General features: G+C 62.2%; 11 protein-coding genes. 6 read left to right on the forward strand and 5 right to left on the reverse strand.

The genetic code is table 11. From position 1 onward, the window contains the following. Window positions 1–122: 122 nt before the first annotated feature. The 3 genes from ACFHWW_RS11145 to ACFHWW_RS11155 all read left to right on the forward strand — a co-directional run bounded on the left by ACFHWW_RS11145 (window position 123) and on the right by ACFHWW_RS11155 (window position 3290). Window positions 123–1583 (forward strand): MFS transporter, encoded by a 1461-nt coding sequence (locus ACFHWW_RS11145; RefSeq protein ID WP_018095362.1) that lies wholly within the window; start codon window positions 123–125, stop codon window positions 1581–1583. Continuing rightward, window positions 1580–2239: an aspartate/glutamate racemase family protein gene (locus ACFHWW_RS11150; RefSeq protein ID WP_338283943.1), complete on the forward strand. Its 660-nt coding sequence runs from the start codon at window positions 1580–1582 to the stop codon at window positions 2237–2239. Before ACFHWW_RS11145 ends, ACFHWW_RS11150 begins: the two co-directional genes overlap by 4 nt. 151 nt (window positions 2240–2390) lie before the next feature. Next, window positions 2391–3290 (forward strand): aminoglycoside phosphotransferase family protein, encoded by a 900-nt coding sequence (locus ACFHWW_RS11155; protein ID WP_379938210.1) that lies wholly within the window; start codon window positions 2391–2393, stop codon window positions 3288–3290. Between the two features lie 35 nt (window positions 3291–3325). Here ACFHWW_RS11155 and ACFHWW_RS11160 read toward each other — a convergent pair whose 3' ends face one another. Together ACFHWW_RS11160 and ACFHWW_RS11165 are read right to left on the reverse strand one after the other, a co-directional pair. After that, complete coding sequence (locus ACFHWW_RS11160) at window positions 3326–4084, reverse strand: thermonuclease family protein (RefSeq protein ID WP_324761964.1); 759 nt, start codon at window positions 4082–4084, stop codon at window positions 3326–3328. Window positions 4085–4386: 302 nt separating this feature from the next. After that, window positions 4387–5034, reverse strand: a complete 648-nt coding sequence (locus tag ACFHWW_RS11165) for a hypothetical protein (RefSeq protein ID WP_379938211.1) — start codon at window positions 5032–5034, stop codon at window positions 4387–4389. A 377-nt stretch (window positions 5035–5411) separates the two neighbouring features. Here ACFHWW_RS11165 and ACFHWW_RS11170 point away from each other — a divergent pair, with 377 nt between their 5' ends. Further along, entirely contained in the window at window positions 5412–6002 is a 591-nt protein-coding gene (locus ACFHWW_RS11170) for a transglutaminase-like cysteine peptidase (protein WP_100675112.1), read from the forward strand. Between the two features lie 57 nt (window positions 6003–6059). On the opposite strand, the gene ACFHWW_RS11175 is transcribed toward ACFHWW_RS11170, so the two are convergent. Next, a complete protein-coding gene (locus ACFHWW_RS11175) occupies window positions 6060–8003 on the reverse strand; it encodes a MacB family efflux pump subunit (protein WP_379938212.1) in 1944 nt (647 codons plus the stop codon). Between the two features lie 8 nt (window positions 8004–8011). Next, the gene (gene macA, locus ACFHWW_RS11180) at window positions 8012–9286 is read right to left on the reverse strand and encodes a macrolide transporter subunit MacA (protein WP_379938213.1); all 1275 of its coding nucleotides are present in this window, start codon (window positions 9284–9286) and stop codon (window positions 8012–8014) included. Window positions 9287–9563: 277 nt separating this feature from the next. Between macA and ACFHWW_RS11185 the strand changes: the two genes are divergently transcribed. Both ACFHWW_RS11185 and ilvC read left to right on the forward strand, forming a co-directional pair. Further along, a complete protein-coding gene (locus ACFHWW_RS11185) occupies window positions 9564–10211 on the forward strand; it encodes a TetR/AcrR family transcriptional regulator C-terminal domain-containing protein (RefSeq protein WP_018095354.1) in 648 nt (215 codons plus the stop codon). A gap of 58 nt (window positions 10212–10269) precedes the next feature. Then, window positions 10270–11289, forward strand: coding sequence for a ketol-acid reductoisomerase (gene ilvC / locus ACFHWW_RS11190; protein WP_018095353.1), 1020 nt, complete (start codon window positions 10270–10272; stop codon window positions 11287–11289). Window positions 11290–11354: 65 nt separating this feature from the next. On the opposite strand, the gene ACFHWW_RS11195 is transcribed toward ilvC, so the two are convergent. After that, complete coding sequence (locus ACFHWW_RS11195; RefSeq protein ID WP_018095352.1) at window positions 11355–11609, reverse strand: hypothetical protein; 255 nt, start codon at window positions 11607–11609, stop codon at window positions 11355–11357. Between the last annotated feature and the right edge of the window lie 45 nt (window positions 11610–11654).

Here is an 11654-nt window from a genome sequence, read left to right on the forward strand (position 1 = left end):
CGGAAAGGGCAGGAATTCCTCTCCGTCGCCCCCCGTGGATTCGGGGCTATGAAACTGCAGTTTCTTTATGTATGATAGAGAAACTAAGTTTTCACGCTCGTTCAACCACAAGGGGAACAACAATGGCAGCGGAAAATATGGTGCCGACCGGCGGGAGTTCGCCGGTCATTCGACAACTGGAATCGGCTTTCACCAAAATCGGCGTTACCGGCGCGCACAAGCAGATTCTCGCCCTCGTCCTGATCGGTTGCCTGTTCGACAGCTTCGAACAGAACACGATCGGCGTCGCCGGCCCCATTCTCAAGGAGCACTGGGGTCTTACCGGCACGGATATCGGGTTTCTCAACACGATCACCTTCGGCAGCGCCGCGGTCGGGCGACTGCTGTCAGGCATTCTCGGCGACCGCTACGGCCGGCGGGTGATGCTGACCGTCAATCTCCTGCTCTTCACCATCGGCTCGGCGGCCTGCGCGATGGCGCCGAACTTCACCATGCTTTGTTTTGCCCGCGCGATCGTCGGCTTCGGCGTCGGCGGCGAAATCTCGACGGCGGTGACGATGCTCTCGGAATTCTGCTCGCCGAAGTTTCGCGGCACGGCGGCGGGTCTCGTGAATGTCGGCGCCGGCGGGTTCGGCAACTTCCTGGCGCCGGCATTCGGCCTGCTGATATTTACGCTTTTCCCGGGAGAGAACAGCTGGCGCTGGCTATTTGCGTCACTGGCGCTGCCGGCGCTTCTGGTCGTCTTCTATCGCCGCTTTGTACCGGAGACGCCGCGGTTCCTCGCCTCGAAGAACAGGATCGGCGAGGCGAACAAGGTACTGTCCATCCTGGCCTCAGGCTCATTGAAACCGCGCAATCTCGTGGTGCAGGAATACCTGACGACAGATCATATGACGGACGAGGCAACCGAGAAGAGCGACTGGCGGGAGCTCTTCCGAGCCCCCTTCATCGGGCGGACCATACCGGTAGCGATCGCCATTCTCATGAGCTATGGCGCGCAATTGTCGGTCTTGACGCTGATGCCCGTCATCTTCGTGTCGATGGGCTATACGCTCTCCGGCAGCCTGCTCTACAGCATGATCATCCAGAGCGGCAGCGTCCTCGGTGCGATCGCCGCTTCGATGTTCGGCTACTATCTGCCGCGCAAGAAGGTGCTGACCGTGGGTGCGGCGCTCGCCTGCCTTGCGGCGGTGTCGATCGTCGCTCTCGGCACCAATATCTATCTCGTTCTCCTGTTCGGAGCCATCTTCCAGTTCTTCGTCCTGCTGCTCAACACGTCGATCTGGATCTATGCGCCGGAACTGTTCCCGACGAGAATTCGCGCCTTCGGGGTGGCCCTCATTCTGGCAACGGGATCGGCGGCCGGCTCGTTCGTGCCGACGATTTCCGGCATGCTGTTCGACAGCTACGGAATGATCGGCGTCTTCGGGCTTGCTGCGGGAATGTATGCGGTCTTCGCATTCTGCATCCAGCTTGGCCCGGAAACCTACGGCCGATCGATGGAGGATCTCTCGCTGCCGGCGGAGGCCGATCAGCCGAAGGCGGCGCAGCAGGGGCCAGTCGTCGCGGAGCTCAGAACGTGAACTTCCATCTTCTGCTGATCAACCCGAACAGCTCGCAGGCGACGAGCGAGATGATGGCCTCCATCGCGCACAAGGCTGCGAATGGACGCCTGGCCGTGGCAAGCGCCACGGCCAGGCGCAGTCCCCGGATGATCCTGAAGCCGGACGAACTGGCAGCCGCCGCCGACGAGGTGGTGGAAATCGGCACCAGGCACGAGCCGGGCTGCCTCGGGATCATCGTCAGCGCCTTTGGCGATCCCGGCCTTGCCCTGCTTCGGGAGCGTGTCGGCATTCCCGTCGTGGGCATCTGCGAAGCTTCGATGCTGGAGGCTTCGCGGGATGGACGACGGTTCGGCGTTGCAACCACGACGCCCGACCTCGCGGATGCGATCGCAGAGCGGGCACGGCATCTGGGGCTTTCCCATCTCTACTCCGGCATCCGCTGCACGCCCGGCGATCCGCTCGCCGTATCCCGAGACGAGGAGCGCCTGCGGTCCTCACTCTGGCATGCAGTTCGCGCCTCCGTCGACCTGGATGGGGCGGAGGCAGTCATCATCGGCGGCGGCCCGCTCGGACAGGCGGCCGAACAGCTGCAGCCGCTATTCGATGTGCCCGTCATCGGCCCTATCCCGTCCGCCGTAACGCGGGTTCTCGGGCTGTTGCAGGTCGATGCCTGAGCGCAGGTTCCGGGCGGAACTTGGAAACCGTCACGTTTCATGATCTTAATTCGGTTCAGCCGGATCGTTCCGCCGTCTCATTGAGCCATCGAAGCGATCCTGCTCCTCCCGGCAGTCTACCAATCACCGTGATCAGGGAAGCGGACATTCGATGTCTTCCGCCGAAACGCCCGAAATCAGTACAGCTCTCGTCGAACAGTTGATTTCCGAGCAGTTTCCGCAATGGGCGGACCTGCCGATAAGACCGGTCGAGTTCGGAGGGTGGGACAACAGGACCTTTCACCTGGGCGACGATATGAACGTGCGGTTGCCGAGCGCCGCCCATTACGCGCTTCAAGTGGAAAAGGAGCAGCATTGGCTGCCTCGTCTTGCGCCGTACCTGCCGTTGCGTATTCCTGCGCCCTTGGCCATCGGGCGGCCGGGCAGGGGCTATCCGTGGCATTGGTCCGTCTATCGATGGCTCCCGGGCGAGACCGCGACCCATGCGCCCATCGCCGACCTCGGCAGTTTTGCGACGACCCTCGGTGAATTCCTGACTGCGCTGCAACGGATCGACGCGCGAAGCGGTCCGCCGCCCGGACAACACAATTTCTTCCGAGGCGGCTCTTTGGCCGTCTACGACCACGAAACGCGCCGGGCACTCGAAGCGCTCGAGGGCAGGATCGACGTTGCCACCGCACGTGTGGTGTGGGAGGCGGCGCTTGGCTCCGCATGGAACAATGCTCCCGTCTGGTTCCATGGCGATGTCGCCTCCGGCAACCTCCTGGTCGAAAACGGCCAGTTGAGCGCCGTGATCGATTTCGGCACGTCCGGCGTCGGCGATCCGGCTTGCGACCTGTCGATCTCCTGGACGATGTTCGATGAAACAAGCCGCGCCGCATTCCGGGACGCCCTTCCGCTCGACGAAGAGACCTGGGCGCGTGGCCGTGGATGGACCTTGTGGAAGGCCCTGATCGTTGCCGCCGAGATGCCGGGCACCGATCGGCGGGAGATCGAAAAATCGCGGCGGGTCATCGATGCGGTTCTGTCAGATCACCGTCGCTATGGGTAGCGAACTCCAATCCCGCGTCCTGTGGCCGACACGGTTCAACCGGAAACGCGCGCGGTGGACTGGCCGCACCACGACTGTGGGTGCCCGGTTCGCTTTCTGGCGAGCCCTTCCGATATGAGGATGTCTCCGAGGGATCTGCCGTTCCTGACGACGAGCCGCCGCTTGCCGGGCTCGTCGCCCAGGGTGGCTTCGGATGCAACGAGGGCGAAGTTTCCCGAATTCAACAACTCTCGCAATCGTGCCTTGGCATAAGAGCCGCGCGACCGTTCCTCGTCGCATTTCGCGAGCTTCGTTTCCGGCGCATCTATATCGGCGATGAGAATTCTCTGGCCCTGGTACAGGAAGGTATCGCCGTCGAGAACGCAGTTATCATGGCGGATGCCGCAGAAATAGAAGGTGCCGCTCTCGGCCGGCCGCAGGTTCGTGTGTTCGAGAGACTGCCTAACCGGTAGTTCGACGGGTGCAGGCGGGATCAATGCGGACTTCGGCGCTATCGACCCGGTCTGATCCTTCGGACGGAAAGGGATCGGAATGGTCGCCAGTTCCACCTTTTTTGGCGGTTTCTTCTCGGCCGGCATCTTCGCCTGCGCTTTTTTCTCGGACGGTTTCTCGGCGTGCGAGAGCAGTGCCGTCACCTTCGATGCCCCGGGGAGATGTCCTAACTCCCCCCGGTGCTCGTAGGCCACAATCCCGCCGACGATGACTGCTGCCGCCAGATACCAGCGGCCCATACCGCTCCGGCTGCTCTTGCGGGCCGTGCTGCGCTTTCGTCTTTTGGAATTTGCCTTGGTCATGGGATTCGGTCCTCGATTGCGGCGGCATTATCGGGACCAGGGGTTAGTGAAAGGTTGTCGTCGCTGCACGGGTCAAATCATTTCAGTTTTACACACTCTTCCTGATCCCGCTCTGACGACACCGCTGCCAAAAGGGAAGGGCGGCACCTGCGGGAGCCGCCCTTCAAGGGTTACCGTCGACGTTGCTGGACAAGCGCCCCGGCTTGTCACTTTCCCTGTCCGGCCGTAAGCCGTCGACGGTCGCGATCGCTGTTCTCGCTGATGCCAGGGACTTCCGTCACCGCGGCCATGGCCGCGGCTGCTTACTTATCGCCCTTGTCCTTCCCGCCTTTGCCTTGGCCGTCCTGATCGCCCTTATTGTTGTCCTGGTTACCCTTGCCGCCGTCCTGGTTACCCTTGTCGTTGTCCTGGTTACCCTTGCCGCCGTCCTGGTTACCCTTGTCGTTGTCCTGGTTACCCTTGCCGCCGTCCTGGTTACCCTTGTCGTTGTCCTGGTGGCCCTTGCCGCCGTCCTGGTTACCCTTGCCGCCGTCCTGGTTGCCCTTGCCGCCGTCCTGGTTGCCCTTCCCGTTGTCCTGGTGGCCCTTGCCGCCGTCCTGGCCGCCCTTCCCGTTGTCCTGGCCGCCCTTGCCGCCGTCCTGGCCGCCCTTCCCGTTATCCTGGCCGCCCTTACCGCCGTCCTGATCACCTTTGCCATTATCCTGGTCGCCCTTGCCGGGATCCTGACCACCACCGCCGCCGTTGTCGCCGCCGCCGCCGCCGCCACCACCGCCGCCGCCACCACCGCCGCCGCCGCCGCCGCCGCCGCCACCACCGCCGCCGCCAGCGCCGCCGCCCTTGTTGCCACCGCTCTTGCCGCTGCCTCTCGTCGGACCGCTTGCAGTGGAGTCACTGCGATCGTGGCGTCCGGTGCCCGCACCAATGGTCGCCGTCGTCAGGGGCGGACACATCTTAATCTGCGCGGGGGTGAGAATCTTCGACCGGTTTATTGCAACGCAACATGCCGCGAAGTTGTCTTCCGAAAGCGGACTGCACTGACGGGCAGTCATGCGCTGGCGCTGTACTGCATCCGCATCCGTCGTAACGATTACGGCTCCTATCGTGGCCGTGGATAGTATGAAAAATGTCCGAAATATCGATCTATTAATTCTTTTCATTTCTATACTCCTAAAAACATTAACTTTAAAAATACTTTTTAGAATTGAATTAAAATTACCTGTGGTCAACTTACGAATTGTTAGTAGATGGCCATATCACTGCCTCATTTCGGGTTATCAACCATGGCTTAATCTATCTTAGCTAGTCTCTACGGCGAACCGGGGGACTTATGCCCGCCGTTGGAGAACGCCTCGTGAAACGCTTCATTGCGCAGACAGTCTTTTTGTTGCTGATCGCGGCCCCTGGGGCTGCCGATGCCGGTACAACCATGAGGACCGCCGGCAAGGCCTTCGCGCCGCCGGCCTTCGCATCCTTCTGCGCCCGCGAGCCGCGGCTCTGTAACACTGGCGGCGGCAAGAAGGCCGTCGTTCTCGCCCCGGAAAAGATCAGCGAGCTCAAACAGATCAACAGCACCGTCAATGCAAGCATCCGTGAACGCAGCGACCGCGCAAATGTCGGCAAGGACGATGACTGGCGCGTGCCGACCGCTTACGGAGACTGCGAGGACTTTGCAATTCTGAAGAAGCGGGAACTTCTGAAACGGGGGTGGCCGGCCTCGGCTCTGCTACTCACGGTTGCGCGTTATCGCGGGGAGGGCCACACGGTTCTCACCGTCCGCACGAGCGAAGGCGACCTTGTGCTCGACAACAGGACCAACTCGGTCAGAGATTGGTCACGCACTCCTTATAATTACTTCGCCCGACAGTCCCAGTCGAACGGTAAGCGCTGGGAATTGATCGCAGGCGCGCAAAATATCTGACTTCGACTGAATGGGCGCTTTTGCAGGGCGGGAAAACCGCTACTGCGTGGAATTGATCTAATCCGCGCCGAGGGCCACCGCCGGCTGGAGGCGCGATGCATTTCTGGCCGGCAGATAGCCGAAGAGCAGGCCGGTGAGAAATGCACAGGCGAACGCAAGCGCGACGGGGCCGGGCGTGAAGCTGACGGGCATGCCGAAGGCTTTAGCGGCGTAACCGGTCGATAGACCCGCCACGACGCCGATCGCACCGCCGATCGCGGAAACGACCAGTGCCTCGACGATGAACTGCACGAGTATGTCCCGCTCGCGCGCTCCGGTCGCCATTCTCACGCCGATCTCGCGTGTGCGTTCGCTGACGCTGACGAGCATGATGTTCATCACGCCGATGCCGCCGACGAGCAGCGAAATCGCTGCGACCGATCCCAGGAAGAACTTCATGGTGTTCGAAGTCTCGGTAAAGGCCTCGCGCACGGAGGACATGTTGGTGATCTGGGTATCCTCCTTCCTGTGGCGCTCGTTGAGCAGTGCCTGAATTCTCTCCTGGGTCAGGTCTATTGCCGCGGCATCCTGCACCTTGACGGTGATCGTGCGGATGTTGCGCTGACCGAAGAGGCGCATGCTGCCGGTCGTGAGCGGCACGAGGACCACGTCGTCCTGATCGTTGCCGCCGGCGCTGGCGCCCATCCCGCTCATCACCCCGATCACCTGGAAGGGAATTTTGTTCACGAGCACGTATTGACCGATCGGGTCGGAGCCCTCCGGGAAGAGCGTCTTGACGACGGTCTCGCCGAGCACGGCGACCGGTGCGTATGTTTCCATGTCGTTCCGGTTGATGAACTCGCCGCGGCCGATCTTCCAGGACTTCGCTTCCGTGAACTGCGGCACCGTTCCGTTAGCGGTCGTCTGATAGTCGATGTTGCCGCGCCGAAGCGTCACGGTGCTCGTCATTTCCGGGACGGCGAATGCGACATTCGCAAGCTCCGTGATCGCGTCCGCATCTGCCGGCACGAGGGTAACATTCGTCCCGCCGGCGCTGCCGCGGAAATTCGCCATGCTGGGGCGGACGACGAGAAGATCCGACCCCATCGACGAGATGCGGTCGAGTACCGAATTCTGCGCGCCGGTGCCGATGGCGAGCATGGCGACAACCGAACCGACGCCGATGACGATGCCGAGAAGCGTCAGGATCGTACGAAAGAGGTTTGCCCGCAGCGCCCGCAGTGCCATCTTCACCGCTTCCGACACGTCCGCGATCGCCGCGAAGCCCTCACGCGTGCTTTGGGCGAGACCGACGGCTGCATCGGGATTGCTGCGTCCCTTCTTGGAGCGGTCGGCAACGATCCGCCCATCGCTGATCTCGATCAGCCGGTCGGCCTGTGCGGCGACCTCGCGCGAATGGGTGATGACGATGACGGTGTGGCCGTTTTCGTTCATATCGCGAAGGAGGCGCATCACCTCTTCGCCGCTCTGGCTGTCGAGCGCGCCGGTCGGCTCGTCGGCAAGGATGACGCGGCCTCCATTCATCAGGGCGCGGGCGATCGAGACGCGCTGCTGCTGGCCACCGGAAAGCTGGTTCGGACGATGATCGAGCCGTTCGCCGAGCTTGAGCGACTGCAGGAGCGCCTTGGCACGATCGTGCCGGTCGCGGGCGGAAACGCCGGCATAGACGGCGGGTACCTCGACATTCTCCCGGGCGCTTGCGGTCGGGATCAGATTGTAGGACTGGAAGATGAAGCCGAAGGTGCGGCGGCGCAGCGCCGCGAGCGCGTCGCCGTCGAAGCCGGAGACGCTATCGCCTTCGATGAAGTAGTCGCCCGAGGTCGGCTGGTCGAGGCAGCCGAGAATGTTCATCAGCGTCGACTTGCCGGAACCGGACTGGCCGATGATTGCGACGAACTCGCCGGCCTCGATATCGAGGGATATATGGTGCAAGACCTCGACGGCGATGTCGCCGTTGAAATAGGTCTTGCTGACATCCCGGAGTGAAATGAGCGGGGCCATCGGCGTGCTCAGAACATCGGCGGCATGCGCATGCCGCGCCGGTTGGTATTGGGACCGCGGTTGCCGTTCGTGGCGGAGGCAGCGTCGACGACGACTTTCTCACCTTCCTCCAGCCCGCGGACGATTTCGGCGCTCACCCGGTTGCGGACACCGACCTCGACGGTGCGCGTCTGCCTCGCACCGGACGGCGCGACGACGGTCACTTCCGCTCTTGCGGGCCCGTCGGAGGCCGCCGCCTCCATGGTGCGGAGTGCCGTGCTCGGGACGACCAGCACATTCTTGGCCGCCGCCTGGACAAAGAAGACCTGCGCGCTCATCGACATCATCAATTCGCCCGTGGGATTGGGGACATCGAACAGGGCATAGTAGAGGACGACGTTGTTCTCGGTATCGGGCATCGGCTCGATCTGACGCAACTTGCCGGTGAAGCGCTTTCCGGGCTGGCCGAGCAGGGTGAAATACGCATCCATGCCGAGCTTCAGCTTGCCGACATCGGCTTCGGAGACCTGCGCCTTGACCGTCATCGTGGAAAGATCGGCGATGGTCACGATCGTCGGCGTCGTCTGGTTGGCGTTGAGGGTCTGTCCCTCCTTGGCGGGATCGTCGACGATCGTGCCGGCCATCGGAGCATAGATCTTGGTATAGCCGAGATCGACCCGGTCCCCGGCAAGGGTGGCCTTCTGCTTGCGGATCTGCGCCTCGATCGCCTGCACATCCGCTCCAGCGGCCGCATGATCGGCGACGGCCTGGTCGAGCGTCGATTGCGAAACGCTTTTCGTGGCGACGAGATTGCGTTGACGCTCGATGTTGGCCTGCTTCAATACGAGCTGGGCCTTCTTCGAGACGAGCTGCGCTTCAAGATTGGCCAGTTCCGCCTCGTCGATCTCGATCCTGTTCTCGATGGAGGCGGGGTCTATCTCGGCGATGAGCTGATTCTGTTCGACCTTGTCGCCGATCCCGACATGCAGCGACTTCAACTGGCCGGAGACCTGTGCGCCGGCATCGACCGATTTGACCGCCTCCAGCGTGCCGACGGCAGTCACGCTCTTTTCGATGTCGTCGCGCGTGACCGCCTGAGTGATCATGGTGGTGGCCGGCTGCGCGCCCTGGCGGCTCCAGGCATAGTAGCCCGTGCCGACGATAGCGAGCACCAGGAGCGCAAAGATCCAGCGGCGGCGCGAACGGCGCTTTTTGCGTGGCGGCATCACCGGAGCCGGGATGACGGTGACGTTCGACGGTGTCGAACGCGACGCTTCGTCCGTCGTCTTGGCTGTCTTGCTCATCGTTTTTCTCTATCCCAGGCATCTTCATTCAACATAAAGATCAACCCGATCAGCGAAAAGCTTTGAGATCATTATATTTTCGTAATGTAGAGAGGCGCGCACCGGTAAAGCGGGCGCGGGGGCGACGCAGGCACGGAAATCGGAGTCCCGCCAGTGGGTTGCTCCCATTTTTGTCCGGGGCTGCCTTGAAACGATATCCAAAACCGCTTGACGTCGCCGGATCGGACAATTAGAAACCTCACGAACCGTACCGTACGGTACTGATAGGGCGAAGCGAGTGCAAAGCGTCGGAGCGATAAGAGAGGCAGGTGCCGCAAACGGCCTGACCGAGCGCCAGGGAGCGGTGCTCGAACAGGCTTTGCGCCTGCTCGTCGACGGGGGCGAAAAGGCGCTGACGACGGCGGGAGTGGCGCGCGCTGCGAACTGCTCCAAGGAGAGCCTCTACAAGTGGTTCGGCGATCGTGAAGGGCTCCTTTCGGCCATGATCGCCTTTCAGGCGAGCAAGGTTCGCACGCTCGACGTCTCCGCCGCAAAGCTGGACGGGGGCAGCTTGAGGGTGCATCTCGTCGCTTTCGCCAAGGACCTTCTCGACGTGCTGGCGGGCGACGTGTCGCTGGCGCTCAACCGGCTGGCGATCGGACAGGCGAGCCGGGAAGGCTCGAAGCTCGGCCACATGCTGCAGGAACGCGGCCGCCGGCAGATCGGACGCAGGGCGGGAGCGCTGCTCGAAGCGGGCCGCAAGGCCGGTCTCCTGGCTTTCGACAACGCTGACGAAGCCTATGGCGCTCTTTACGGGCTCGTCGTCTCCGACTGGCATTTGCGCATGCTTCTCGGCGAGGAGCCGGGTAGCCTGAAGAAGGATTTCAGCCGCAGGGCGGAGCGGGCGGTCGACGCCTTTCTCACGCTCTACGGCGCGAAAAGGTAGGGCGGCCGTATCTGCGGCTGCCAAAGCGAAACGGACAAGCAAAGGGAAGGAAAATTCGATGCGCGTCTATTACGATCGTGATGCCGATCTCAACCTCATCAAGTCGAAGAAGGTCGCCATCATCGGCTACGGCAGCCAGGGCCGCGCCCATGCGCTGAACCTCAAGGATTCCGGTGCGCAGAACGTCGCCATTGCGCTTAAGTCGGGTTCCGCCACGGCAAAGAAGGCCGAAGCGGACGGCTTCAAGGTCATGACGGTTGCCGAAGCTGCCGCCTGGGCCGACCTGATGATGATGGCGACGCCGGACGAGCTGCAGGCCGACATCTACAAGGCCGAGATCGCCGGAAACATCCGCGACGGCGCGGCAATCGCCTTTGCGCACGGCCTGAACGTCCACTTCGGCCTCATCGAGCCGAAGGCCTCGGTCGACGTCGTAATGATCGCGCCGAAGGGCCCGGGTCATACGGTCCGCGGCGAATACCAGAAGGGCGGCGGCGTCCCCTGCCTGGTCGCCGTTCATCAGGACGCTTCCGGTAATGCCCTCGATCTCGCTCTCTCCTACGCCTGCGGCGTCGGCGGCGGCCGCTCGGGCATCATCGAGACCAACTTCAAGGAAGAGTGCGAAACCGATCTCTTCGGCGAACAGGTCGTTCTCTGCGGCGGCCTGGTCGAACTCATCCGCGCCGGTTTCGAGACGCTGGTCGAGGCCGGTTATGCGCCGGAGATGGCCTATTTCGAGTGCTTGCACGAGGTGAAGCTGATCGTCGACCTGATCTATGAAGGCGGCATCGCCAACATGAACTACTCGATCTCGAACACGGCCGAGTGGGGCGAATACGTCACCGGACCGCGCATCATCACCGAAGAGACCAAGGCCGAGATGAAGCGGGTCCTCAAGGACATCCAGACCGGCAAGTTCACCTCGGAATGGATGCAGGAATACCGCTCCGGTGCCGCCCGCTTCAAGGGTATCCGTCGCGTCAACGACTCTCACCAGATCGAGGAAGTCGGCGCGAAGCTGCGCGCGATGATGCCTTGGATCGGCAAGAACAAGCTGGTCGACAAGGCGAAAAACTAAGATCTGCCTGCAATGAACAAAAGGGAAGCCGGAGCCCACGCTCCGGCTTCTTCATATGCAGCGGCTTACATCGGATCCTTACCCTTCATGGCATTCGCCATATGGGACTTGCACTTTTCCTGATCGTTCGCCGCCAGTGCCTCCTTGGCCATGGCGAGTTCCTTCTGCGCCATCTCCTTCCGACCCGTGTCGGTGATCTGGCCCACGTCAGTCTCGAGCTTCGTCATGCCTGCCTGGTCGCAAACCATATCGGCCTGAGCAAAGGCTGGGGACACGCAAGCGGCGGATATCGCGGCTGCAACCAACATTTTTCTCAACATCTGTAACCTCCAGTTTCGTCGCTTCATGCGATACACGGCTCCAAA

Origin of the sequence: Sinorhizobium sp. P24N7 (assembly GCF_042436655.1) — a bacterium.
GTDB lineage: Bacteria > Pseudomonadota > Alphaproteobacteria > Rhizobiales > Rhizobiaceae > Sinorhizobium > Sinorhizobium meliloti_A.